General features: G+C 61.9%; 22 protein-coding genes. 15 read left to right on the forward strand and 7 right to left on the reverse strand.

Going from position 1 to position 24696, the window contains the following annotated elements:
* Window positions 1-35: 35 nt before the first annotated feature.
* The gene (locus tag AAGS40_RS28945) at window positions 36-809 is read right to left on the reverse strand and encodes a GntR family transcriptional regulator (RefSeq protein ID WP_345816988.1); all 774 of its coding nucleotides are present in this window, start codon (window positions 807-809) and stop codon (window positions 36-38) included.
* A gap of 316 nt (window positions 810-1125) precedes the next feature.
* Between AAGS40_RS28945 and AAGS40_RS28950 the strand changes: the two genes are divergently transcribed.
* From AAGS40_RS28950 to hydA, 6 genes are all read left to right on the forward strand, one after another.
* Window positions 1126-2166, forward strand: coding sequence for an ABC transporter substrate-binding protein (locus tag AAGS40_RS28950; RefSeq protein WP_345816989.1), 1041 nt, complete (start codon window positions 1126-1128; stop codon window positions 2164-2166).
* Window positions 2167-2180: 14 nt separating this feature from the next.
* Window positions 2181-3002 carry an ABC transporter permease gene (locus AAGS40_RS28955; RefSeq protein ID WP_345816990.1) on the forward strand — a complete coding sequence of 274 codons (822 nt, stop codon included), beginning with the start codon at window positions 2181-2183 and terminating at the stop codon, window positions 3000-3002.
* Between the two features lie 4 nt (window positions 3003-3006).
* On the forward strand, window positions 3007-3777 hold the full coding sequence (locus tag AAGS40_RS28960) for an ABC transporter ATP-binding protein (RefSeq protein WP_345816991.1): 771 nt from the start codon (window positions 3007-3009) through the stop codon (window positions 3775-3777).
* 1 nt (window position 3778) lies between these two features.
* Entirely contained in the window at window positions 3779-4756 is a 978-nt protein-coding gene (locus tag AAGS40_RS28965; protein ID WP_345816992.1) for an NAD(P)-dependent oxidoreductase, read from the forward strand.
* Between the two features lie 151 nt (window positions 4757-4907).
* A complete protein-coding gene (locus tag AAGS40_RS28970; RefSeq protein WP_345816993.1) occupies window positions 4908-5633 on the forward strand; it encodes an Asp/Glu/hydantoin racemase in 726 nt (241 codons plus the stop codon).
* A 1-nt stretch (window position 5634) separates the two neighbouring features.
* A complete protein-coding gene (hydA, locus tag AAGS40_RS28975) occupies window positions 5635-7074 on the forward strand; it encodes a dihydropyrimidinase (RefSeq protein ID WP_345816994.1) in 1440 nt (479 codons plus the stop codon).
* Between the two features lie 146 nt (window positions 7075-7220).
* On the opposite strand, the gene AAGS40_RS28980 is transcribed toward hydA, so the two are convergent.
* From AAGS40_RS28980 to AAGS40_RS29005, 6 genes are read right to left on the reverse strand one after another with little or no spacing between them, the layout of a single operon-like run.
* Entirely contained in the window at window positions 7221-8708 is a 1488-nt protein-coding gene (locus AAGS40_RS28980) for an amidase family protein (RefSeq protein ID WP_345816995.1), read from the reverse strand.
* 6 nt (window positions 8709-8714) lie between these two features.
* A complete protein-coding gene (locus AAGS40_RS28985) occupies window positions 8715-9377 on the reverse strand; it encodes a GntR family transcriptional regulator (protein WP_345816996.1) in 663 nt (220 codons plus the stop codon).
* Window positions 9378-9397: 20 nt separating this feature from the next.
* A complete protein-coding gene (locus tag AAGS40_RS28990) occupies window positions 9398-10708 on the reverse strand; it encodes an amidase (RefSeq protein ID WP_345816997.1) in 1311 nt (436 codons plus the stop codon).
* Window positions 10709-10711: 3 nt separating this feature from the next.
* Window positions 10712-11692 (reverse strand): ABC transporter substrate-binding protein, encoded by a 981-nt coding sequence (locus tag AAGS40_RS28995; RefSeq protein ID WP_345816998.1) that lies wholly within the window; start codon window positions 11690-11692, stop codon window positions 10712-10714.
* On the reverse strand, window positions 11689-12501 hold the full coding sequence (locus AAGS40_RS29000) for an ABC transporter permease (RefSeq protein WP_345816999.1): 813 nt from the start codon (window positions 12499-12501) through the stop codon (window positions 11689-11691). The genes AAGS40_RS28995 and AAGS40_RS29000 overlap by 4 nt, the downstream gene beginning before the upstream one ends.
* A complete protein-coding gene (locus AAGS40_RS29005) occupies window positions 12494-13372 on the reverse strand; it encodes an ABC transporter ATP-binding protein (protein ID WP_345817000.1) in 879 nt (292 codons plus the stop codon). The genes AAGS40_RS29000 and AAGS40_RS29005 overlap by 8 nt, the downstream gene beginning before the upstream one ends.
* A gap of 355 nt (window positions 13373-13727) precedes the next feature.
* Between AAGS40_RS29005 and AAGS40_RS29010 the strand changes: the two genes are divergently transcribed.
* From AAGS40_RS29010 to AAGS40_RS29050, 9 genes are all read left to right on the forward strand, one after another.
* Complete coding sequence (locus tag AAGS40_RS29010; protein WP_345817001.1) at window positions 13728-13988, forward strand: hypothetical protein; 261 nt, start codon at window positions 13728-13730, stop codon at window positions 13986-13988.
* 93 nt (window positions 13989-14081) lie between these two features.
* Window positions 14082-15410 (forward strand): MFS transporter, encoded by a 1329-nt coding sequence (locus AAGS40_RS29015; protein ID WP_345817002.1) that lies wholly within the window; start codon window positions 14082-14084, stop codon window positions 15408-15410.
* A 92-nt stretch (window positions 15411-15502) separates the two neighbouring features.
* A complete protein-coding gene (locus AAGS40_RS29020) occupies window positions 15503-16600 on the forward strand; it encodes an alpha-hydroxy acid oxidase (RefSeq protein ID WP_345817003.1) in 1098 nt (365 codons plus the stop codon).
* A gap of 421 nt (window positions 16601-17021) precedes the next feature.
* On the forward strand, window positions 17022-17819 hold the full coding sequence (locus AAGS40_RS29025; protein ID WP_345817004.1) for a DUF4118 domain-containing protein: 798 nt from the start codon (window positions 17022-17024) through the stop codon (window positions 17817-17819).
* A gap of 2 nt (window positions 17820-17821) precedes the next feature.
* Entirely contained in the window at window positions 17822-18703 is an 882-nt protein-coding gene (locus AAGS40_RS29030) for an alpha/beta fold hydrolase (protein ID WP_345817005.1), read from the forward strand.
* Window positions 18700-19488, forward strand: coding sequence for a MipA/OmpV family protein (locus tag AAGS40_RS29035; protein ID WP_345817006.1), 789 nt, complete (start codon window positions 18700-18702; stop codon window positions 19486-19488). The genes AAGS40_RS29030 and AAGS40_RS29035 overlap by 4 nt, the downstream gene beginning before the upstream one ends.
* Window positions 19489-19894: 406 nt before the next feature.
* Window positions 19895-21793, forward strand: coding sequence for a potassium transporter Kup (locus AAGS40_RS29040; RefSeq protein WP_345817007.1), 1899 nt, complete (start codon window positions 19895-19897; stop codon window positions 21791-21793).
* 9 nt (window positions 21794-21802) lie between these two features.
* Window positions 21803-21925, forward strand: coding sequence for a hypothetical protein (locus AAGS40_RS29045; RefSeq protein WP_345817008.1), 123 nt, complete (start codon window positions 21803-21805; stop codon window positions 21923-21925).
* 407 nt (window positions 21926-22332) lie between these two features.
* Window positions 22333-24012: an alkaline phosphatase family protein gene (locus AAGS40_RS29050; RefSeq protein ID WP_345817009.1), complete on the forward strand. Its 1680-nt coding sequence runs from the start codon at window positions 22333-22335 to the stop codon at window positions 24010-24012.
* Window positions 24013-24696 lie beyond the last annotated feature (684 nt).

Genomic DNA, 24696 nt, shown 5'->3' on the forward strand with positions numbered 1-24696 from the left:
TCAATTGCTGCGTTTTAAAGCGAGGCGATGCGCGTTCATCCGAAGATCGCGTTCAGATCGACCTCGGTGTCTTCAGGCAAGGAGAGATCCAGCGTCGCCTCGATGTGATCGAGGTGACCCACCGCTGCCGCGATCGCCGCCTCCAGTTCACCCCTTTCCATGAGCCCCACGATTTCCGTGTGCTCGTGATTGGGACAAGCCGGAACATTCGGCGAATCGAACAGCAGGATGATGAGACAGGTCAGCGACGCAAGTTCGCGCATCAGCTTGGTGAGCGGCGGGCTTGCCACCATTTCGGCGATCAGCAAATGAAACTCACCCGACAGGCGAATCACCGCATGCTTGTCGCCTTTCTCGCGCGCCGCGCGCTCCTTGGCGACATGCGCGTGAAGGCGCCGGAAATCCTCAGCGCTGCCGCGTTCAACCAGGCTGCGGATCAGCGCGGGCTCCAGAATTCGCCGCGCCTGGAAGATATGGCGCGCGTCCTGCACGGACGGACTGGCGATGTACGCGCCGCGATTCGGGATCGTAGTGACGATGCCTTCATGCGTGAGCCGCGCCAGCACCTTGCGGATGCGCGTGCGGTTCACCTTGAACACGCTGGCAAGCTTCTCCTCGACGAGCTTGGTGCCCGGAATCAGCCGGTGCTCCATGACAGCCATGAGGATGCGCTCGTAGATCGGATCGGAGTGGCTTTCCGCTTCCAGGATCTGCGCGGCGGGCCGCGCCTTACCCGAGCGTGGGGAGAGTTTCTCAGTTAACACACTGGCTTCCTCGAATGACCAACGGCGGTTTTGTGTCAATGCCATTCTAGATTGTGACAAAGAGAAATGGAATTGTTTGATTCCGCACCATCAGCGGACGCCGGCACCGCCAACGAACTCGTCAGGCACTCAATCAGTGCCGGCCGAACAGACGCGTAGCCACTCGTGCATTCATCCGCCACCGGGACGACAAACTGGGCCAATTCCACAGCATGGCCCACATTCGCCGTCACACATGGCCTCGGGCGTTCTGCAGCAGCGTCGTTCAACGTTCCCCGCAGCCGGCTTATAAAAATGGCACAGCAGTTGCTTTGTTTGTCACAAACCATTTTTATTTTGTGACAAAACCGGAGTGCCTCTGATGCAATTTGTCCGACCGTCTCTCGCTGCCCTGAAGCGCGCTGCCCGCGTGTTGCTCGCACCCATCATGGTTGCCACCGCGTTAGCGCCGGCGGTCGGCCTCGCCAAGGAGGCCGAGCCGATCAATCTTGGCTACGCCAAATGCGCGCACTGTACGCCCTTGTCTTTGACCCCGCAGTACGCCACCGGCGTCAAACTCACGGCGACCTCGTTCAACACAGGCAACGACGTGCTCACTGCGCTGCTCTCGAAGAGCATCGATGTCGCGCAGGTCACCTATCTGCACTATGTCACCGCGCTCGACAAGGGCTTCAAGGTGGTCGGCATCTCCGGCCAGATCAATGGCGGCTCGCAGGTGCTGGTCGCCAACGATCTGCCGGTGCAACCGGGCGACTGGGACGGCCTGAAGAAACTCATCATGCAATACAAGAAAGACGGCAAGCCGTTTCGCGTCGCCGCGTCGCGCGGCAACGCGCAGGACATTCACATGCGCGGCGCGTTTCTCACGCACGGCATCGACATCAACAAGGATGTGCAGTTCGTCAACATTCCGAACCCTTCGGACCACGTACAGGCGCTACGCCGTGGCGAAGTCGAGCTGATCACGTCGGTCGAGCCGTTCGCCACGCAAATCCGCGAGGTCAAGGCGGCCAAATTCTTTGCGTTTCCGTACGACCAGGCAGCCGGCAAGCTGACCAATCTCATCGTCACGCGCCCGGATGTGATCGAGAGCAATCCGCAAGGCGTGCTGGAAACCGTGCGCGCGATCGTTAAGGTGGACGACTTGATGGCCGCCAACAAACCGCTTTTCGTCGACACGATCCAGAAGGTGACGGGGCTCGACAAGACCATCGCTGCCGGGGCGGTCGACAATCTGTATCCGGACTACAAGATGTACCGCGCGTCCGCCGTGTCGATTGCGAAGATGATGCACGACTTGAGGTACGTGAACTCGGATGTCAGCGATGCCGTACAGAAAAATCTCGACTACAGCTTCCTCGAGAAGGTGACCGGCAAACCCAAGACCGAACTCGGTTACTGAGCGGAAACCGCATCATGTCATCCCTGTTGCCCTCAAGTTTTTATAAGCGGATCGAGCGTGGCATCGTGCCGGTGCTGCTGCTGGCCGGTTGGGAGGTGTTTTCCCGCTCAGGCATCCTGCCCGCCGCGTTGCTACCGGCACCGTCGCAAGTCGTGCTCGCGTGGGCCGACTGGATTTTCAGCACAGACGGCAACACGCAGACTTACTCCGGCCGCTGGCTATTCGATATCGCGGCCAGTTCCGCTCGCGTGTTCGCGGGCTTTGCCATAGCCACGGTGCTCGGCGTCGCCATCGGCATGGCGATCGGCTGGTCGCGCTCGATCGAATCGCTGGTCGAGCCGACGTTGCAAACGCTGCGCCCGGTGCCCCCTGTCTCGTGGATCCCGCTCGCGATCATCTGGTTCGGCATCGCCAACAAACCGGCGATCTTCCTGGTTTTCATGGGATCGTTCTTTCCGGTGCTGCTCAGTACCATTCACGGCGTCAAAACGTGCGACCGCAATCTGCTGCGCGCCGGTGCGATGACCGGAGGCACGTCGTCGATGTTGTTGCGTCACATCGTCTTTCCCGCCGCCTTGCCGAGCATCTTCTCGGGATTGCGCATCGCAATCGGTTCCGCATGGATGCTGACCGTCACGGCCGAGATGGTCGCGGTAAAAAGCGGTGTCGGCTATGTGTTGTGGGATTCGTACTATTTCCTGCGCTATGACATCGTGATTGCGTCGATGGTCAGCATTGGTCTGCTCGGGTTCCTGAGCGACTACGTGATCAAGCGCATCGGCGGGCGCATTCTGCGCTGGCAACGCGGTTCCACTCTGCAAGCAAGGGAAGGTTGACAGCATGGCCCTCATTACGATCGACAACGTCTCCCGCCGGTTCAAAGACACCAGGCGCAAGCAGGCGGTCACCGCGCTCGACAACGTGAGCCTCAAGGTCGAGCGCAACGAATTCCTGTGTCTGCTCGGCCCGAGCGGCTGTGGCAAGTCCACGCTGCTGAACATGATCGCCGGTTTCGACAGGCCTTCGTCGGGCACGGTGAGTGTCGGTGGCTCGGTCGTCACCGAACCGGGCGCGGATCGCGGCGTGGTGTTCCAGCAGGCCAACCTGATGCCGTGGCTGCCGGTGTGGGAAAACGTCGCGTTCCATCTGAAGATGCGCAACGTCGCCAAGGCGGACCGCCGCGAACGCGCGCAGCGCTACATCGAGATGGTGGGTCTCAAGGGTTTCGAAAATCACTTCCCGAGCGAACTCTCCGGCGGCATGAACCAACGCGTGGGAATAGCGCGCGCATTGCTGATGAACCCGGAGGTGATTCTGATGGACGAGCCGTTTGGCGCGCTCGACGAGCAGACCAGGATGGACATGCACACGGAGCTGATCCGCATCTGGCGCGAGAGCCGCAGCACGATCGTGTTCGTCACGCACGGGATCGACGAATCGCTCGCGTTGGGGACGCATGTCGCGGTAATGTCGGCGCGTCCGGGCCGCATTCGCGAATTGCTGCCGGTCGAACTCGACCGCCCGCGCGATTCGACCAGCGCCGAATTCAACGACTACAAACGCCACATCCTTTCGCTGCTGCGCCCGGAAGCGGTGCCGGAGCCTGCCTGAGATGACCACGTTCATCACCGGCAGCAGCGGCTTCATCGGTCTCGCGCTTGCCGAGCGCCTGCTCGCCAGCGGCGAAACCGTGATCGGCTTCGATCGCAGCGCACCGCGCGCACCTGCGTTGCAGGCGTTCGCCGCGCTGCCAGGCCGTTTCGTTGCACTGACCGGCGACGTGCGCGACGCCAACGCGTTGCGTGAGGGGATGCGCATGCATCGGCCTTCGCGGCTCGTCACGCTGGCCGCAATCACCGCGGATGCGCAGCGCGAACGCCAAACGCCGCAGTCCATCTTCGAGGTGAATGTAGGCGGTGTGCTCGCTGCCATTAGCGCGGCGGCCGAAGCGGGCGTCGCACGCATCCTGCATGGCAGTTCCGGCTCGACGTACGGAGCGAGCGGGCGCGCGCTCCGCCCGCTCGTCGAAGACGTCACCCCGTTGCTGCCCGAAGGCCTCTATGGCATCTCCAAACGCGCCGCCGAAGACGCCGCCACGCGTCTTGGCGCATTGCACGGCGTGTCGCTCGTCATCGGTCGGCTCGGTACCTGCTTCGGTCCGTGGGAAGCCGACTCGGGCGTGCGCGACACCTTGAGCGCGCCGCTACAGGTGCTGTCGAAAGCCCGGCGCGGCGAAGTCGCCCTGCTGCCGCGCGCCGGGCGGCGCGACTGGCTTTACGTGCGCGACGCAGTCGCGGCGCTCATTGCGCTACTCGAAGCGCCGCACTGGCCTCATCCCGTCTACAACCTCGCGGCCGGTTTCGAATGGAGCGTTGCCGACTGGTGCGAACGGCTCGCGCTGCGCTATCCGACGTTCCGCTGGCGCATCGCAGAGAGCGGCGAGGCGCCGAATATCGACTACTTCGCCGACTACGACCGCGCATCGATGGACAATGCGCGGCTCCTCGCCGATACCGGCTTTGTGCCGCGCTTCGATCTCACCGAAGCGGAAGCCGACTTCCACCACTGGATAAGGTCACTGGGCGCGTGAGCGTCTGCCCGCCACGTTCGAATAACGTCATGACTCCTCTTTCTTCCTACCCGGCCGTGCTCGAACGCGCCAATCGGCTCATGTCATCCCCGCGTCTGCGCGTACCGGGTGACATCGCACGCGCGGTGCTTTCTACTACCACTATCCGTTTATGAGCCGACGCATCCGTCTGGGCATTCTGACGCCCTCATCCAATACCTCGCTCGAACCGCTGACACAGGCGCTGATCGCCGGGTTGCCTGAAGTCAGCGTTCATTTCGCGCGCTTCTCCGTCACGCAAATCGCGCTGAGTCCCGACGCGCTCGGCCAATTCGAGCGTGAACGCATTCTCGATGCAGCGCGTTTGCTCGCCGATGCCCGCGTCGACATGATCGGCTGGAGCGGCACGTCCGCCGGCTGGCTCGGTTTTGACCAGGACGAAGCGCTGTGCGCCGCGATCGGCGAAGCAACCGGCATTGCCGCCAGCACCTCCGTGCTCGCGCTCAACCGCGCGCTGGAGGCCTTCGGCATTCGCCGGCTCGGCCTTGTCTCGCCGTATCTCGCGGACGTGCAGCAGAAGATCGTCGCGAACTACGCCGCGCTCGGCATCGATGCAAGCCGCGAAAGCCATCTGGATCTGCAGGAAAACTTTGCCTTCGCGCTGGTCGACGAAGCGACGCTCGACCAGCAGGTGGCCGACGTGGCAAGCCGCGGCGCGCAAGCGGTGACCACCTTCTGTACCAATCTTTACGCCGCGCACCGCGTTGCCCATTGGGAAGCGCAACACGGCGTGCCGGTGTTCGACACCGTCACAACCGTCGTGTGGGACATGCTGCGCCGCTGCGGCGTCGATACACGCCGCCTCGCCGGGTGGGGCCGACTCGTTCAGGAAATTTGACATGCAAACCTTCGATACCGTCATTCGCAACGCCCGCGTCGTCACGGCTGCGGACATTTTCAGCAGCGACATCGGCATTCGCGATGGCCGCATCGTCGCGCTCGGCTCGCATCTCGAAGCCGGTGCGCGCGAAATCGACGCGGCCGGACGGCATGTGACGCCGGGCGGCGTCGACAGCCATGTTCACTTCGACCAGCCTACCGGCGATGGCTCGATCATGGCCGACGACTTCCTCTCCGGCACCACGTCCGCGGCCTGCGGGGGCACCACCACCGTGATTCCTTTCGCTTGCCAGCAGAAAGGCCATTCGCTGCGCGAAGCGATCGACGACTACCACCGTCGCGCGGGTAAGAAGCCGGTGATCGACTACGCGTTCCATCTGATCGTGACCGACCCGACGCCCGAGATCCTGCGCGACGAGCTGCCCGCGCTGATCGCCGAAGGCTACACGTCGTTCAAGATCTACATGACCTACGACGCGCTCAAGCTAAGCGACCGCGAGATGCTCGACACGCTTTCGGTCGCACGCCGTGAAGGCGCGATGGTGATGATCCATGCGGAAAACGCCGATTGCATCGCATGGCTGACCGAGCGGCTGCTCGCCGCCGGTCACACCGCGCCGCGTTATCACGGGACGTCGCGGCCCATGCTGGTCGAGCGCGAGGCAACGCATCGGGCTATCGCGTTCGCCGAGCTGGTGGATGTGCCGATCCTGATCGTGCACGTGTCGGGCCGCGAAGCGGTCGAACAGATCCGCTGGGCGCAAAGCCAGGGTCTGAAGGTGTACGGCGAGACCTGTCCGCAATATCTGTTTCTGACGGCTGATTCGCTCGGCTGCGACGACAGTTTCGAAGGCGCGAAGTGCATCTGCAGTCCGCCTCCGCGGGACAAGGCCAACCAGCAGGTGATCTGGGACGGACTCGAAAACGGTTCGTTTGAAGTGTTCTCGTCCGATCACGCGCCGTTCCGTTATGACGGCCCGGGCGGCAAGAAGGCGCATGGCGAAGCAGTCTCGTTCGACAAGATCGCCAACGGCATTCCCGGCGTCGAAACGCGTATGGCCTTGCTATGGTCCGAAGGCGTACGCACTGGCCGCATCACGCCGCAAAGCTTCGTTGCGCTGACTGCGACCAACGCGGCGAAGCTCTACGGTCTCTATCCGCGCAAGGGCAGCATCGCGATTGGCGCGGACGCCGACCTCGTCATCTGGGACGAGAGCCGCACGTTTCATGTTGAAAACAGGAAGTTGCATCACAACGTCGATTACACGCCGTATGAAGGCATGCATCTGAGCGCGTGGCCCGCGCTGACGATGTCGCGCGGCGACGTCGTGTGGGACGGCGAAAAGCCTTGCGGCGACGCTGGACGTGGCGAATTCCTGCCGTGCGCACGGCCTGATCCGGCCAGGCCACGCCGCCGGACGACCGAACTGCCGTTATAGGCTCATTGAGAGAGCGTGCGGTTCCGGCGCAGATCAAATGCGCCGGCGCCGCGCCCGGATCCTGGCCTGGTTGCTCAATGGCAGCCACGTCATCGCACCGCCAGCGGGGTCGGCTACGCAGTCGTCAGGATGAATCGCCGACACGTTCAGACGACGACAACAGGCGGATGCGTGACAATCGACTTCAATGCCGGTACGGGCGCGCGCAATGCGCTCAAGTCAGGCGTCGGACGCGCAAGCGACACGTCGCGGGCAAACGCGGTTTCGAGTGCTTCGGCGATATCGAGCAAGCGCGCGTCGCCACGCAGCGCACCGACCAGTTGCAGACCGAAGGGCATGCCGGCATGATCGGTTCCGCAAGGCAGCGAGAGCGAAGGATTGGTCATCATCGAGATGACGTAGGTCAAGCCGAGCCAGCGATAGTATGTATCGAGCGGGCGGCCGTTGATTGCTTCCAGATGCCATTGCGACCACGGAAACGGCGTAATGGACGTGGTCGGCGAAACGATCACGTCATATCGTTGCAGATGCGCCTGAAAGCGGCGATACAAACGGGTCTGCGTAACGTGCGCGCCGACAACATCAGCGAGCGTCATCTTCACGCCCATTTCGTAGTTCGCGCGTGTGTTTGGACCGAGCAACGACGGATCGCGCTCGTAGGCTTCGCGGAACTGCGCGACGAAGCTCTGCGCACGGATCACGTCGAAGCAGCGGTCGCTGTCCTGCATGTCGATATCGACCGGCTCGCACACGGCAACATGCCGGGCGACGGCTGCCATCCTGGCGCGAAAGGTGGCCCGCGTGGCGTCGTCGAGCGCGCAGGTGCCGAAGTCCTCCGTGACGCCGATGCGCAATGTGCCGGGATCAATCGGCCGATGCTTCGTGAAGGTATTGGCATCGACTTCGTAGGAGAGCGGATCGCGCGCATCGAAGCCGGCTTGCGCGGCGAGCAGCAGGCGCGTGTCGGCAACAGTACGCGCCATCGGTCCACTGACGGTAATGGGCGCCCAGCCCAGGTCCTTGCGATCACCAGGCACGAGTCCCGGCGATGGCCGAAAGCCCACCACACCGCAATACGCCGCCGGGATGCGCAACGAGCCGCCGGTGTCCGAACCTGTGCACAGCGGCAACATGCCGGTGGCAAGCGCTACGGCCGATCCGCCCGACGATCCTCCCGCGTTGAGCATCGGCGCGAAGGGATTGCCGGTCGCGCCCCACACCACGTTGCGCGTGTTCGCGCCCGCGCCCATTTCCGGCGTGTTCGTTTTCGCCGTGACAATGGCGCCTGCCGCGCGAATGCGCGCGACCATCGCGTTGTCGGCCTCCGGAACGTGGTCCCGATACATGGCCGAGCCGTACGTCGTGAGCACGCCCGCGGTCTCTTCGAGATCCTTCACGCCGACAGGCAGACCATGCAGCAAGCCCGGGGTTTCACCGCGCGCAAGCATATGTTCCGCATGCCGCGCTTCGATGCGCGCGCGCTCGAAACATGTCGCGGCCATTGCGTTGACTGAAGGGTTGATGGCTTCGATGCGAGCAATGCTCGCTTCGAGCAGTTCCACCGGCGAGATTTCGCGTGTGGCGATGAGCCTGCGTGCATCGACGGCAGACAGAGAAGCAAGCGTGTCATCCATGATCGATCAGGCCGCCGCCCTGGCGAAAGATTGTTCGACGCACGCGGCAATGGCGTTGCGCGTGTTTTCGAGGTGCGCGCGCGTCTGTTCGTGCACGGCACGGCCATCGCGCGCGCGGTAGCCATCCAGCAACGCCGCGTGCTCGCGGTTATTGCTGTCCATGATATCGCCCTTCACGTACATCGACAGCGACACATAAGGCCGCGCGACGAGCGACAGCCCCTCGACGAGGTTGAACAGGCGCGTGCCCGCTTCGCTCGCCATCAGATGCTGATGAAACGCTTCGTTGAGAATGGCCCAGGTCTCGGACGAGGTCGTTGCGCACATCGTCTCGTGCACGGCTTCGGCGGCCGCAAGGCTGGCTTCGCTGGCGTTGGCGCAAGCGCGTTCGGCGAGCATCGGTTCGAGCACCATGCGCAGTTCGTAGATCTCGGTGACATCGGCGGCAGTGAGCTCACGCGTGATGACACCCTTGTTTGGATCGATAGCGACGAGCCCCTCGGCGCGCAGATCGCGAAACGCCTCGCGCACGGGCGTCGTGCTGACGTTGAGCCGCTTGGCCACTTCCTCCTGGCGAAGCCGCGTGTTCGGCGGGTACACACCCTGCAGAATTTCCGCGCGCAAGGTGCCGAGAACATATTGCGCGATGGTGCGAAATGGCTGGCTCACGTCGTCTCCCTGGTTTGTGTTCAGTCGGGTAGCGCGCGCCGCTTGAACCCGAGCATGCCCTCGACCGATGCGGCGATGCGCAGCAGCTTCAGATCGTCGCTATAGCCGCCGACGAATTGCAGGCCGAGCGGCAAGCCCGCATCGTTCCAGCCCGACGGCACCGTAACGGCGGGTGCGCCCATCAGGCTCCACGGCGCGCAAAAACGCGCGTCGCCCGTATCGCCCAGACCTTCGGGCGCCGCGCCGCCCGAAGGCAGCGTGACGAGCGCGTCGCAACCTTCGAGCAACGGCTGCGAGCGCACGCGCAGTTCGGCTTGCAACAGCAGCGCTTCCTGATAGCGCTCGGGCGACATGGCCGCGCCCTCGGCAAGCAGCGCGCGCATGTGTTCGCTGATGAGCTCCGGCTTGCGCGCCGCCGCATCGCCGATAGCCCGGTACGCTTCGACCGCGAGAATGGTCAGCGTGGCTTCGCGCATCTGCTGCAGGTCCGCGCCGTAGTCCAGTTCGACGATATTCGCGCCGCCTTCGCGCAGAAGTTGCAGCGATGCGTCGAAGCTCGCGCGTTGATGCGGCGCTATCAGCGGGTCCCAGAACGGCGTGCGTACGACACCGAGCCGGGGCGCAGCGTCGCCGCCAGCGAAATACGCGCGCCAGGAGCCTTCATCGGAGAGGGTGTCCGGCGCGGCATCGACAAAAAGCGCATGCGCAACCGCGATATCTTCCACAGAACGCGCGAAGAAGCCGATGTGATCGAGTGACGCCGCGAGCGGATGCACGCCTTTGGTCGCGATCTTGCGATACGTCGGTTTGTACCCGACTACGCCGCAATAAGCGGCAGGACGAATCACCGAGCCGACCGTCTGCGTACCGATGGCGAGCGGTACGATACCCGCTGCGACTGCAGCCGCCGAGCCGCTCGACGAACCGCCCGGCGTATGCGCACGGTTCCACGGATTGACCGTCGCGGCGGGGCCGCGCCACGCAAACTCCGTCGTCGCGGTCTTGCCGAAGACGATGCCCCCGAGCGCGCGGATCGAAGCGACGATGCGCGCGTCGTGCGCCGGACGATGGCCGCTGTAGATTGCCGAACCGTAGCAGGTGGGCATGTCGCACGTATCGGCGAGATCCTTCACGCCGATTGGCACGCCCGCAAGCGGACCCGCCACCGCATCGCGCACGCTGTAGACATCGGGACGATGTACGAAGGCGCGCAGCCACGGATCGAGCATGTCGGCGCGCGCTTGCGCCTCCTGCAAGGTGTGGCGCACCGCCGCTTCATCGTGACGATTGGCAAACACAGTCGCGAGCAAGGAACGAGGCTGATCGGTCATCGCTTACCTGGCCTTCACCGCAGCTGCCGCAAACGAGTTGTCGACGCCGCTCGTATAGGTGATCGCACCAGGCTTGATGTTGCCGATCGACTCCTGCAGCGCGAGCGCGTTCCTGAACGCCTGCTCCGAGATTTCAGGCGTGGGCGCATAGATGTTCTGATCGATCAGACGCTGGACCGCCGAGTCCACGATCTTCGGATCGAGCGACGGAAACTCCGTACGCGCCACGGCCTTGGCCGTATCGTGCGATTGCTGGATGAGCGCTTCAGCTTCGCCGATCGACTTCACGAAAGCCTCGACCATCTTCGGCTTGTTCTTGATGGTGGACGTGAGCGTGTCGATCGTCGAGAACGCATAGCCGCCCGGATAAGCCTTCGGAAACGCATACACGATGCGATAGCCTTGCGAGATTCCGGTTTCCGCCTGCGGCATGTAGAGCGCCGCCGCCTCGGAACGCCCCGCCGTGACAGGCGCGAGTTCGGTGCCGATCTGCACCGTGTTCATCTTCACGTCGGCGAGCTTCTCGTCGCTAATGAGGCGCTGCAGAAGATAGGTGCTCGTAGAGGGCGGCAACGCTGTCGCGACGCTCTTGCCATTCAAGTCCTTCAGGCTCTTGACCGGCGAGTCCTGCGGCGCGATCACCCAGACCGGCACGCCCGCCACCACGTTCGCCACATTGATGAGCGACGCGCCCTTGAGGTTCGCGAGCATGGCGGTCATCGGGTCCTGCAGCGAGAAATCCGCGTGGCCGCCGATAACCGCCGCCACGCCCGCCGCGCCGCTGCCCGCCGTGATCTTCTGCACGGTGAGGCCGTTCTTCGTGAAGATGCCCTTGTCGATCGCGACATAGAGCGGCAAGTATTGAATCGACTGGAACGCCTGATACACGACGACCGGTTGCGACGCTTGCGCATGCGCGCCTTGCCATCCGAATACGGCCATGCAGGCGGCCACGACACCCGTGAGCAGAACGTTTGTCTTCATTTTCTCTTCCATGAAATGATCCTTGCTTCAGCGAATTGAACGATCCAGCTAAGAACCGATGCCATCAACGTCAGCACGATAATGCCGAGCCAGACGGTATTGAGATCGAAGAGCGAGCCCGCGACGAACACCGCGTGTCCAAGCCCCGCCTGCGACGCAATGTACTCGCCGACCACTGCGCCGATCAGCGCGAAGCCAATGTTGACGCGCAGCGTCGAGAAGATCCACGGCAGCGCGCTCGGCACGATGAGCTTCATGAAGATCATCGTGCGACGCGCCTTGAACGAGCGGAAGAGATTGAGAAGATCGCGGTCGACTTCGCGCGCAGCGGCGCAGGACGAGATCATCGCGACGGCGAAGGTGGAGATGCCCGCGAGCCAGATTTTCGACGACGCATCAGAGCCGAACCAGATAACGATCAGCGGCCCGAGTGCGATCTTCGGAATGCTGTTCAGAATGACGGACAGACCTTCGGCAACGCCGGAAATCGCGGGCAGAAACCACAGCAGCAGACCGAGCCCGATGCCGAGCGCGCTGCCGGCGGCAAGACCCGCGAGCGTCTCGTACAGCGTGACCCAGGTATCGGACGCGAGCGTGCCTTGCGACAGGCCGAATACGGCGGCATCGTAGATGCCGGCAGGCGAGCCGAGCAGCTTGCCGTTGATCCAGCCCGACGCGACGGCGAATTGCCACAGCGCAACCAGCAACACGACGATGCCGATCACGGCGCCAGTCGTGCCGAGCTTGCCTGGCACGAGGCGTGTGATCTTTCTGGGCGTGACGGTGGTGGACAGCACGGCTTCACTCATGTGCGGCTCCTTGCGGGGTACGTGAGTCGGGTTGCACGGCGCCGCCGCGCAGTCCATTCCAGACGCGCGCGTGATAGGCGCGGAATTCGGGCGCTTCGCGTGCGGAGACGGCGGTGCGCGGGCCATGCGTGCTCAGCGTGATGTCGATCTCATCCTGCACGCGCGCCGGGCGGCCGCCGAGCAGGATCACGCGGTCGCTCATGGCAATGGCTTCCTCGATGTCGTGCGTGACGAGCACCACGCTCGTGCCGGTCTGCTCGCGCAGCGCGATGATGTCGTCTTCGAGCGCGAGGCGCGTCTCGTAGTCGAGTGCGGAGAACGGTTCGTCGAGCAATACGAGTGTCGGTTCGACCAGCAGTGTGCGGGTCAGCGCCACACGCTGGCGCATGCCGCCCGAAAGCGAATGCGGATACGCGTCGGCGACGCTTGCAAGACCGTAGCGCGCAAGCATGTCACGAGCGCGCGTCACGTCCTCGGGCCGCACCTTGCGATACAGCTCGACGCCGAGCAGCGCGTTTTGCAGCACGGTGCGCCACGGCATCATCAGATCTTTTTGCAGCATATAGGCAATGCGTCCGGGCGAACCGTCGGTGCGCGCGCCTATCGCTATATGGCCGGCTTGCGGCGTCAGAAGACCCGAAACCAGATTGAAGAGCGTGCTCTTACCCGCGCCGCTGCGCCCGACGATCGACACGATTTCGCCTTCGCGCACGGCGAAGTCGAGGCGCTCGAAGATGGTGGTGCTCACGCCTTCGGCAGTCTGAAACGCGTGACTCAGCTGGCGCACGTGCAGCCGGCTCGCGTCGGACGACGGCGCTGCCGGATGAGCGGTCGGAAAGGCCTTACGCGCGGGCAATTCGGTGGGGTTCATCTTCCATCCTCACGAGTGTTCGGCTATTGCGGTGCACAACACATAATGCACAATCAAAAATGACGGTAGGGGTTTGTCAAAATTGACTGGGGCGTGAAAAGCAGGCAGAGGATGGCGCAACAAACCCACGTGAACGATAGAACCGCTCGATCGAATCGAGCGGTGTCGACATGCGTTTTTTCCCTTAACCGTGTATAACCGTGCGGTTATGCGCTGCACTGAAAGCGTCATTTGCGATTCGCCGCCAAGCCCGGCTAAGCTTGCCCGAGCGCTGATCGTTGTCATCCCGCATAACCGGGAAGCAGAACACAAGCGATCGACAAAGCGCCAAACAGAATAGATCGGAGACAACATCATGAGCGTGCTGCTCTGTCTCGCCGATGCTCCGGCGGTTGAAACGACGGCGCTCGGCGCGTTCGCCGCGGGCCTCGCCCGGGCACTGCGAGGCGGCTCGACCGATTCCATGCTGCTGACAACCCGGCAGTTGCGCATGGTGAACCCGCCTGACCCATCGACCGGACCGGCTCCCGCGCTGCCGGAGGACGTCGACGCCGGGCAGGCGCTCGCCGTAAGCGAAGTATTCGGCGACGCGAGATCCTGCCGATCTTCCGCGTGACACCCCGTTAGCCGCTTTCCTGCAGCGAACGCCGCGCGGCGCATGCATGGCCGGCCGCGCGGTCCGACGATACGCCATGCCTGCGGAGACACGATGCCTACCTTCGATTCCAGCCAGCCGCTTGCCGCGCCGGCCGACCGTCCGAGCATCAATCAATGGCGGCTCATCATTCTCGCCAGCCTTGGCGGCGCGCTCGAGTTTTACGATTTCGTCGTGTACGGCGTATTCGCGCAGTACATCGGCCGCGCTTTTTTCTCGATGCTCGACTCGACGATGGCGCTCGTTCTGTCGTTTGCGGTGTTCGCAATCGGCTACCTGTCGCGGCCGATCGGTGGCCTGGTGCTGAGCTGGTTCGGTGATCGCCATGGACGCCGCCGTGTGTTCATCGTCTCGGTGATGATCGTGTCGCTATCCACGATTGGAATGGGGCTCGTGCCAACCTATGCGAGCTGGGGCATCGCCGCGACGCTGACGATGATCCTGCTGCGCCTGATCCAGGGCTTCTGTCTGGGCGGCGAACTGCCGGGATCGATCACCTATGTGGTCGAAACCGTGCCGCGACGGGCCGGCTTCGTGTGCGGCATTGTTTTCTTTTGCGTGAATTCGGGCGTGCTGCTCGCCGCAGCGGTCAATCTCGCCGTGCACATGCTGCTGCCGCCGCCGGACGTCGCGGCTTATGGCTGGCGCATTGCGTTTGTCTTCGGCGGTTTGATCGGCCTGCTTGGCTTCTGGCTGCGCCGCAAACTGGAAGAAACGCCGGAATTTGCCAGAATGAAAAACATGGCGTCGAAGCGGCCGCTAACGGAGTTACTGCGTGAACACTGGCGCGCGGTGGTCTTCGGCGTCACGGCCGCCGTCGCGACGGCCGGCTACAACGGCTTGCTGTTCGCGCACATGCCAGCCTATCTGGAAAAACTGCTGCACTATGATGCGCGCAATGTGGCGATTGCCCAGAACCTCGCGCTTGGCACCGCGTCGATCGGTATCCTTCTGGTTGGACGCCTGGGAGACTGGATACCGCGTCGCCATCTGATGCGCGTGGGAGCGCTGCTGCTGATTCTGCTGAGCATGCCTTTCTATAACGCTGTGGTCGCGCACCGTATGAATCTGATGACGCTGATGTTCCTCGCAGGATTAGGGGCGGCTCTCATCAATGGTACGTTCGCCTGCATCATTGCAGACATGTTTCCGACGCGGGTTCGCTTCAGTGGTATCGCGCTTTCCTTCAACCTGGGCATGACCATTTTCAGCGGTCCCGCACCCTTGGTGGCCACCTGGCTTATCCGGCAGACCGGCAACCTCGCCTCTCCAGGTTATCTGATGATCACCTGCGCGGCGATCACGCTCGCCGGCACGTTCGGATTCGCGTCGCTCAGCGGAAATATCGGAGCACGCACCGCTCTTCCCGCTTCTCACTCATAACTCAAAACTTTGCTATGACTCGGGACCGGCAGCTCCAACGTGCGGCAAGCATCAGCGATTTGCGCGAACTCGCGCGTCGAAGGTTGCCGCGCATGGTTTTCGATTACATCGACGGCGCCGCCGGCGAGGAGCTGACCGCACGACGCAACCGTGCCGCCTTTCAGCATGTGCTGCTCAAACCGGAGGTGCTCGTCGACGTCTCCACTCGCTCGAGCAGAACGCGGCTGTTTGGACAGGATGTTGCGATGCCGCTGGTGATTGGTCCCACCGGCCTGAACGGTGCGGCCTGGGGGCACGGAGATCTGTGTATTGCGAGGGTCGCTGCACGCGCCAACATTCCTTTCGTCATGAGTACCGCCGCGACGGTTGGGATGCGGGAAATGGACGCAGCCGCGGGTCGGTTGCGCTGGTTTCAACTTTACATGCTCAAAGACAGAGGGCTTGCAACAGAGTTTCTGAAGCAGATCGCCAGTTACCGTTTCGATGTCCTGCAATTGACGGTCGATACCGCGGTCGGTGGACGTCGCAACCGTGACATCAGAAACGGCTTCACGCTGCCTTTTCGCTGGACGATGGCCAATCTTGTCGATGCGGCGCGCCACGCGCGCTGGGCGTTACAGATGGCAAGGCACGGCGTTCCCACGCTCAAGGTATTCGCGGACCTGTTAGGCGGTGCAGCGCAGGGATCGACCATTTCGGACGTCATGCAGCAGCAGATCAGCGCGTCGTTCTCGTGGAGCGACATTCAGTGGCTGAGGGAACAGTGGGACGGAAAGCTGGTGCTCAAGGGACTCACCACTCCGACGCATGCGCGTCTCGCGCGCGAGGTCGGGGCTGACGGCGCTGTCGTGTCGAATCACGGCGGCCGTCAACTGGACGGCGCAGGTTCGACGATCGAAATGCTGCCCGCATTCAGGGAATCCGCTCATGACATGACGGTCCTTATCGACAGCGGCTTTCGTACCGGCGTCGATATCGCCAAGGCGATCGCGCTCGGTGCAGACGGCGTTCAGCTCGGTCGCGCCACGTTATATGGACTTGCGGCAAAAGGCGAGCCGGGCGTGGCGCGTGCACTTGAAATACTCGGACACGAGTTCGACCTGGCCATCGCGTTGTGCGGAGCAAGAACGGTGGAAGAAATGCGTGGACGATATACGATCTCCGAATCACGGCATCTATCTGAACTGTAAATGATGTCACGTGGGCCGGAGTCATCACGAGCGCCTCGCGGCGTCGAGCCGGCCATGCGGGCGCGACCGCGCTCGCGACATGAACTGGCATCCTGCCGCTCACGCGTTCCTGAAGCTCAATGGACGAAAGAACTGACAGTCTCGCTCCGGGTGATCTGTTAAAAGCTGCGGCTCTTGCTGCCGATAACAAATGCGATGAACGTGGCTAACAGAATTAACGGGCATTCAGAGCTTTATTAGCTCAAGGGCCGGTATTCGACGAGCGCCGGATTGACGTTTTAATTCGCATTTGTCGGTAGTCGCCATTGCACTCAGCAAAATCCGGCGCAGTCCGCCCTGTTTCTACCTGGCCGAACATGTCACAAAAGTGTCTGGCACAATCACTGTTTCACAAGTGAATAACAAATCACCGCAATAACGAATGAAAGTCGAAAACTCTCGCCGCTGGGCGCCGCGAGGCCGCAAACGGTGGATTACCGCGGCGGCGGCACTGTGTACCGCCGCCGCCATCCGTTCAGTCCTGCACCCGCTGCTTGGTCCGATCATGCCGGGCACCGCGTTTCTCATCGCTGCCGTGCTTGTCGAATATTACTGCGGCCTCGCGCCCGCAATCTGCGTGATGATAGCGGGATTGTGGCTCGCCGATTATCTGTTCGTTCCGCCGTACGGTCGCCTGGATATTATCGACGCGTCGGACGTCCGACTGCTGGTGTCCTATCCGCTCATCACGATTATTGTCATTACGCTGGTCGAGCGCCTGAAGCGCGCGCAGTACCGCGCTGAACTACTCGCGTCTGTCGCGCACTCGCGCTATGAGGTGCTGCTGCGCGGCGATAACGAACGCTTGCTCGCGCGTCGTGCTACGGATGAAATGCATCGCATGCTGCATCACATTGCCCAGCACAACCAATCACTCATTCTGATCAAGGCACTCGATCCGACGACGAGCGCGCCGCCCGGCAGTCTCGTTGCAACAGCGGCAACTTCCACGACCGACGGCATTATCGACGACGAATCGTTTCGCACCGGCATCGCTTATGGCACCCGGCATTCCGACGTGCATCCGGATGATCTCGCGCGCGTGAACGACCGGTTGGTGCCGGGCCATCACCGCATGCGTTTTCTAGCGCATGAACACGATTGGCATGCGGTCGAATGCGTGTGCGAACGCTTCATTACGCCGTCCGGCGAATTTCTGATCCTCCGGGCAGAAGACTGACCATGAACATGTCTCCGGCTTTCACGGCTCCAGGCAACGATCACGCCGTTCTGCTTTTGCACGGCTTGTCGAGTTCTCCGGCAGAATTGCGCTTTCTGGCGCGCGCGCTGGCTGAAGAAGGCTTTATAACTCACGCACCGGAACTTCGTGGCTACAGCGCCGGCACAGGACATCTGCCGATGGAACAGTGGATCAGCGCAGCCGTCGCCGAGTTCGACGTGCTTGCCGCCCGACACCGGCACGTTTCGGTGTGCGGTCTTTCCATGGGCGCAACGCTGGCCGCCGCCGTCGCCCAGCAGCGCCCGAGCGCGCGAGCGTTGCTGCTGCTGTCGATCACGCTCAGTTACGACGGCTGGGCCATTCCCTGGTACCGATTTTTGCTCGACTACGTCTACTACACGCCGCTGCGCTCACGCTACCGTTATCGCGAGCATGAACCTTATGGGCTGCGCAACGAAGCGTTGCGCGCGAAGATTGCACGCGTCATGCAAAAAGGTGAAATCAGCGAGGTCGGTCCCGCATCCATTGCGATGCCTGCGCTTCACGAAGCGAGCCGGCTTGCGAAACTGGTGCGCAGGAAACTGAAGAGCATCAGCACCGACTGCCTCATCATTCATGCAATCGACGATGAGACGTCCAGCCCGCACAACGCACGCGAGGTCATCGCGAATGTTGGGGCGTCGTTTCTTCGCACTGTATGGCTCGACGACTCGTACCATATGATCACATCGGATAACGAGCGCGAGGTCGTCGCACGGGAATGCGCGCTGTTCATGCGCGAGAGCGCCGCGGCGTCGGCGTCGTGCAACAACCCGACGCCGGTCGTATCCAGAGCGCTCGCGCGGCGCCTGAGGCAACTGGCCGCCGTAGCGAGGAAGGCATGAAGCCGCGCAATGCGTCAATCGCACGCCGCTGTCTGGCCCTCGCCGCGGTCAGCGCCTGTTGCACGGGCGTTGCCGTCGCCGACGAATCGCAGGCCGCCAGCGACTGGAAGATCTCGGTTGGGCCTGGCCTGTATGTTTTTCCGAAGTTCCCTGGCTCCGCACAGTTGCAGACGCTCCCTTTCCCGGCGCAGGACATTTCATGGAAGGACCGTATCTTCTCGCAGGGTCCGGATGTGCTCGGCGTGAACGTACTGCGCGGGGAGAACTACCACCTCGGTATGTCCATCAGTTTCGACTTTCAGTCAAGGTCGTCGTCCGACGATGTGCGGCTCAAGGGGTTGCCGGATGTCCACTACGGACCCAAGCTACGGCTCTTCGGCGACTACACGGTATGGGCCTTTACCGGCGCAGTGGCAGCCTACCAGGACATTGCGGGAACTGGACAAGGCCTGACGGCAATGGCCGATCTGTTCGTGTCGGCACCGATCGGCAACTGGCTTATTTCGATGGGGCCTGGCCTCACCTGGGCTAACGCGACTTACACCCGGACAATGTTCGGCGTCACACAGCATGAAAGCGCCGCATCAGGGCTGCCGTCCTACAACACCGGTTCGGGTTTGCGCGATGCTCACTTCAACCTGAATGCCACGTACAAATTCAATGAGCACTGGTCGGCGAACGCGGGTTGCGTCGTGGGACGTCTCGAGCGTTACGCCGCAGGCAGTCCGATCATCGAGCGCCGGCTCGACCTCAACGGGATGGCATCGGTTCTTTATCGCTTTTAGCGCTTTTAGTCGAATGCCACTGCATGCCTCGCAGGACTTCTGAAAGGAAGCGCATGTAGGATCAGCGCCTAGGGCTGCGCCGGTGGCGGCATCCCTTTGGACGCTGCTCGTGCAGTCCAGGCTTGCAGGTGCTGCGTCTTGCCACCGGCCCTACCCAGGCATCGCTCATGGTTGTGTTCGCATGAACACTTACATCCTCCTGGGCGGTGGCTTCAGCATCGACTTGTATGTTGAAAGGGGAATCCGATGGGAACCCGGCGCCCGAAATAAACAAACCGTGATCTTGCGCGTAGGCCAGGTCCGAGCGGCGAACCGGCCCGCGGCAGGCGCGCCACTTGCACCATGTGTGCAGCTCCAGTTTTCCAACGCGCAGCGCCCTGCGTCATCCACTTAATTTACAGGCCCCATGTCTTCGTCTGCTATCAGCTCGTCCTCTCCGGTGACAAAAGCTGCGCCGGGCCTCGTTCTCGGCGCGATCGGCGTCGTGTTTGGCGATATCGGAACCAGCCCCCTCTACACGCTTCGGGAGTGTCTGAAGGCGGCAGGTGGTGTGACCCAGATGAATGTGTTCGGCATCGTGTCGCTGATTCTCTGGTCGATCGTGATCGTCGTCACGTTGAAGTACGTCAGTTTCGTGATGCGCGCTGACAATGACGGCGAAGGCGGCATCCTGGCGCTCACGGCGCTCGCTTCCGGCGTCGCTCCTGCGCGGCTGCGCCGCCTGCTATTGACCCTGGGCGTCTTTGGCGCGGCGATGTTCTATGGTGATTCGATGATCACGCCGGCGATATCTGTCATCTCGGCGGTTGAGGGCGTGACGCTGGTGGACCCTCACCTGACCGAATGGATTGTTCCCATCTCGCTGGTCATTCTCACGGGCCTGTTCAAGCTTCAGAAACGCGGCACCGGTGCGGTCGGCAAGGTCTTCGGACCGATGATGATTCTATGGTTTGTAACGTTAGCCGCGCTTGGGCTGTCCCATATCGTCACCCACCTCGATATCGTGCGAGCTGCATCGCCGTACTACGCCATCGCGTTTGTCGCGCATGCGCCCGCTACAGCGTTCGTTGTTCTGGGCTCGGTCTTCCTCGCGCTGACCGGCGGTGAGGCCCTGTACGCGGACATGGGCCATTTTGGCAAAAAGCCGATCCGGCTCGCGTGGCTGTTCCTCGTTCTGCCCAGTCTTATTCTGAATTATTTTGGTCAGGCAGCGCTGATCATCGAAAAGCCTTCCGCAGTCGCGCAGCCCTTCTTTCAATCCGCGCCGGGGTGGGCGCTGGTCCCGCTCGTCCTGCTCGCGACCGCGGCGACCATCATCGCGTCGCAAGCCGTTATCTCCGGCGCGTTCTCCATGACCAAGCAGGCCGTGCAGCTCGGCTTCCTGCCGCGCATACCGGTAGTCCACACGTCGACGCACGAAATAGGGCAGGTGTACGTACCGTTCATCAATGTCACGCTCTACGCCGCAGTCGTATTTCTGGTCGTGTTCTTCAAGTCTTCCGATAACCTGGCAGCAGCCTACGGCATCGCAGTCGCGTCGACGATGCTGCTGACCACCTTGCTCATGTACTTCATCACTCACTGCCTCTGGCACTGGAAACCGCTCGCGACGTTGGCCGTGATCGGGCCGCTGGCTCTCGTCGATGCCGTGTTCGTTTCGAGTAATGTCAGCAAGGTGCTTGAAGGTGGCTGGTTCCCGCTGCTTGCCGGCGGCCTGCTGTTCACGATCATGACCACGTGGCACAAAGGCCGCGAGATCGTCGTCGACCGCATGAAAACCGACAACCTCCCGCTCGCACCATTGATTCACTCGCTGTGTGATAGCGCGCACTCGCCGCCCCGGGTCAACGGCACCGCCGTGTTTCCAGGCGGCGTGGTGGATATGGTGCCTAGCGCCTTTCTGCATAATCTGAAGCACAACGGCGTCATGCACAACGTCAATATCTTTCTCGCAGGCACGACGGATAACGTTCCGCACGTGCCTGACGAGAGGAAGGCTACCGTTGTCGACATGGGGCACGGATGTTATGCCATCACGGTTCACCATGGCTTCATGGAGATTCCGAACGTGCCCGTCATTCTCGCACTCGCGCAACAACAGATGCCTGACTGGAAGTACGAACCGGCTGAGACATCTTTCTTTCTCGCGCGTGACACGATCATGGCGAAAGGCGCGACCAACGCGATGTCGCTCTGGCGCGAGAAGCTGTTCGCCTTCCTCGCAAGAAATGCGGCGCAGGCGGCCGAGTACTACAGCCTGCCGGCAAATCGGGTTGTGGAAATGGGCAGCCAGATCAACATCTGAAGATCTGGATTGATCAGCGACACGGGCGAAAACGCACCGGCGTGCGCGCTGTTCAGGGTGCTCGGCAAACAGACTGGCGAACTGGATGCGCCTGAGCGTGTCGCAATGGCAGGAACGCCGCTATCGATCTGATCACTTCGTTCTCCAGTCGTCCTTATCGTTTCCCGAGGTAGAAGGCGTCACGCATCAGGCGCCTGCTCTTCGACAGCCGGAGCCCAATGCGCAAGGGCGTCGTGAACAGATTTGCAGGCGGAGCAAGCGCTGTACCCAACCAGGATTTTCCTAATGCCAGGGATACCCCTGCGTCTTCGACCTATCTGATCGCCGCAACCAGCGTAGTCGCGAATTGCTCAGTTGAAGCAGCAAAGATCACGCTGCTGTTCGATTTCTTAAGGTTACCTTAAGAATTATCTTCTTTATGAAGCACAACTCGTAACGAGTTATCCAATCGAAAGCGCGCATTCATCGCGACGACTCAATTGCACGGCACAGTGGCGCCGCATTACCAAATATTTCTTTCAACCGGAAAAGGACGAAAAATGTTAATGATGCGGAGATGGAAGCGTAATCGGAGGGCCGTTGGCGTGGCCGTTGCATGGCTGGCGGGTGCATGCATCGTTGGAACGGCAGCGGCAGATGAAAACGAACATGAGCACGAGCGTGAGCACGCATCAGTAAAACATGTGCTGCTGATCAGCTTCGACGGCTTACATCAACAGGATGTCGCGCGGTGCATCAGTTCCAATGCGTGTCCCAACCTTGCGTTGCTGGCAAAGGCCGGCACCACGTACACGAACGCGCACACGCCGGGCCTGTCGGATTCGTTTCCAGGTCTCGCAGCGCTCGTTACCGGTGGTTCGCCCAAATCCGCAGGCCTCTTTTACGACGTCTCCTATGATCGCACGCTCTACGCACCGTCCGACAGCAATTGCTCCGGCAAGCAGGGCTGGAACGTTGTGTTCGACGAAACAACGGGCATTGACGCCGAGAACGGCGGCGCCCTGACCCATCTGAACGGCGGCGGCGCATTCAACCCGCAGGCTATTCCGCACGCTTTGGTCAATGGCGCGTGCGTGCCTGTCTATCCGCACAATTATGTGAAGACCAACACGATCTTCGAAGTGGTCAAAAGCCATGTGAGAGGCGCTCGCACCGCGTGGGCGGACAAACATGCGTGGGGCTACGACTGGCTCAACGGGCCTTCGGGAACGGGGGTCGACGACCTGTCGCGCACCGAGATCAATTCCATTGATCCTGCTACCAACACCAATTACACGGACATCTACACTCACACGGAACAGTTCGACAATTTCCATGTGCAGTCGCTCATCAACGAAATCGACGGCAAGGACTCGACAGGCCAATCGAGCGCCAACGTGCCTACACTGTTTGGAACCAACTTCCAGACTTTGAGCGTCGCGCAGAAGGCGACTGTCGCAACCGGCGGCGGCTATCTGGATGCGAGCTTCACGCCCGGCCCGCAAGTCACCAATGCGATTGCCTATCTCGACGCCGCCTTGGGACGCATCGTGAGCGAGCTGAAAGAGCGCAACCTGTATTCATCAACGGCGATCATCGTCACCGCCAAGCACGGCCAGTCTCCGACCGATCATTCCAGGCTGATCAAGAACGGCGACACGCTCTCGAAGCTGCTCGAAGCAAACAACTATCTGGATCCGAACGGCAACTTCGGGCAGAACAATACGAAGAGCGGCAACCTGAATGACGGGACGGGCCTCGTCGGTACGGGCTTCGTCCAGACCGACGACGTCGGGCTCATCTGGTTGCGCGATCAACGTCAACTTCCTGCCGTCGTGAAGACCCTGAAAGACAACCTGAGCTGCAACGCACCCGGCATCTGCGCAGATGGTCCGCTGGCGTACATTCTCTATGGCTCGCGGTTGACTGGCTGGTTCGGCGATCCCGCACGCGGTCGCACACCCGACATCATCGTCCAGCCGAACCCGGGGGTCATCTATACCTCGAGCACGAGCAAGGACGAAGAGCACGGCGGCAACGCGCCCGACGACAGCCATCTCGGTCTCGTCGTCTATGTGCCTCACGCGCATCACGCGGGACGTACGAGCGACGAGCGTGTGCTAACCACGCAGGTTGCACCGACAATCCTGCGTTTGCTCGATCTGGAGCCTGAGCTGCTGCAATCGGTCGCGACAGAGGGTACGCGTGCGCTACCGGAATTCGACCGCGAACGCTTCTAAACAACAGGTGCGCCGCAGCACAGACGCGGGGCGAATGCTCGCCCGAGCCTGACGCTGCGGCCCTACAGGACGACCTGCTCCACGCGGTCGGCGCCAATCTATAACATTCATATCGACCGGCCCTGTCCGGCGATCTCATGCGCTCACCTGCGACCTCCATCGAGCTTCATCGATCGCATGGCGACAACTCTTCAGCGGCAAGACGCACCAGGCAGCAGCAACAGATACGATGTGTGCCCCTCCCCGGCCGCGACCGTGTCGGTTTCGCCGGACAGAGCAGCGTCGCGATCCGGATGGGCTGCGAAGAAAAACCCGGCGCAGCGTGGATCAGGAAAGGCGTACTCGCTAGCCTGAACGATGTTCGCACCTGGGTGCTATCCACAGTCCTTCCCCTCAATCGTTAGCGCCAGTCGGTATCCTCCCGGAATCACGGTGCCTGTCGGCTCAGTCCATTCCACGTCGACTACGGCGCGATGCGATATGGCATTGAAGCGCGACGATCCATACCTTATAGTCCATCCCTAAGCGTCGGCGGGGTTTTCACGCTGGCCGCCGGTACGCCGGTTCTGCTGCTGAACACGCTACCCACCATCGTTCTCGTGCGGGACGAACCGGCCCGGTCAACGTTGCGTAGGTGCATCGACCGCATGAGACAGGGCTTGCGCGAGCCGCCGCCACCTGGCG

The sequence above is a fragment of the Paraburkholderia sp. PREW-6R genome (assembly GCF_039621805.1).
GTDB lineage: Bacteria > Pseudomonadota > Gammaproteobacteria > Burkholderiales > Burkholderiaceae > Paraburkholderia.

Bases quoted from the DNA above. Each gene is read 5' to 3' on its own strand.
- AAGS40_RS28945 (WP_345816988.1), bottom strand. From the start codon at position 809: ATGGCATTGACACAAAACCGCCGTTGGTCATTCGAGGAAGCCAGTGTG.
- AAGS40_RS28950 (WP_345816989.1), top strand. From the start codon at position 1,126: ATGCAATTTGTCCGACCGTCTCTCGCTGCCCTGAAGCGCGCTGCCCGC.
- AAGS40_RS28955 (WP_345816990.1), top strand. From the start codon at position 2,181: ATGTCATCCCTGTTGCCCTCAAGTTTTTATAAGCGGATCGAGCGTGGC.
- AAGS40_RS28960 (WP_345816991.1), top strand. From the start codon at position 3,007: ATGGCCCTCATTACGATCGACAACGTCTCCCGCCGGTTCAAAGACACC.
- AAGS40_RS28965 (WP_345816992.1), top strand. From the start codon at position 3,779: ATGACCACGTTCATCACCGGCAGCAGCGGCTTCATCGGTCTCGCGCTT.
- AAGS40_RS28970 (WP_345816993.1), top strand. From the start codon at position 4,908: ATGAGCCGACGCATCCGTCTGGGCATTCTGACGCCCTCATCCAATACC.
- hydA (WP_345816994.1), top strand. From the start codon at position 5,635: ATGCAAACCTTCGATACCGTCATTCGCAACGCCCGCGTCGTCACGGCT.
- AAGS40_RS28980 (WP_345816995.1), bottom strand. From the start codon at position 8,708: ATGGATGACACGCTTGCTTCTCTGTCTGCCGTCGATGCACGCAGGCTC.
- AAGS40_RS28990 (WP_345816997.1), bottom strand. From the start codon at position 10,708: ATGACCGATCAGCCTCGTTCCTTGCTCGCGACTGTGTTTGCCAATCGT.
- AAGS40_RS28995 (WP_345816998.1), bottom strand. From the start codon at position 11,692: ATGAAGACAAACGTTCTGCTCACGGGTGTCGTGGCCGCCTGCATGGCC.
- AAGS40_RS29000 (WP_345816999.1), bottom strand. From the start codon at position 12,501: ATGAGTGAAGCCGTGCTGTCCACCACCGTCACGCCCAGAAAGATCACA.
- AAGS40_RS29005 (WP_345817000.1), bottom strand. From the start codon at position 13,372: ATGAACCCCACCGAATTGCCCGCGCGTAAGGCCTTTCCGACCGCTCAT.
- AAGS40_RS29010 (WP_345817001.1), top strand. From the start codon at position 13,728: ATGAGCGTGCTGCTCTGTCTCGCCGATGCTCCGGCGGTTGAAACGACG.
- AAGS40_RS29015 (WP_345817002.1), top strand. From the start codon at position 14,082: ATGCCTACCTTCGATTCCAGCCAGCCGCTTGCCGCGCCGGCCGACCGT.
- AAGS40_RS29020 (WP_345817003.1), top strand. From the start codon at position 15,503: ATGGTTTTCGATTACATCGACGGCGCCGCCGGCGAGGAGCTGACCGCA.
- AAGS40_RS29025 (WP_345817004.1), top strand. From the start codon at position 17,022: ATGAAAGTCGAAAACTCTCGCCGCTGGGCGCCGCGAGGCCGCAAACGG.
- AAGS40_RS29030 (WP_345817005.1), top strand. From the start codon at position 17,822: ATGAACATGTCTCCGGCTTTCACGGCTCCAGGCAACGATCACGCCGTT.
- AAGS40_RS29035 (WP_345817006.1), top strand. From the start codon at position 18,700: ATGAAGCCGCGCAATGCGTCAATCGCACGCCGCTGTCTGGCCCTCGCC.
- AAGS40_RS29040 (WP_345817007.1), top strand. From the start codon at position 19,895: ATGTCTTCGTCTGCTATCAGCTCGTCCTCTCCGGTGACAAAAGCTGCG.
- AAGS40_RS29050 (WP_345817009.1), top strand. From the start codon at position 22,333: ATGTTAATGATGCGGAGATGGAAGCGTAATCGGAGGGCCGTTGGCGTG.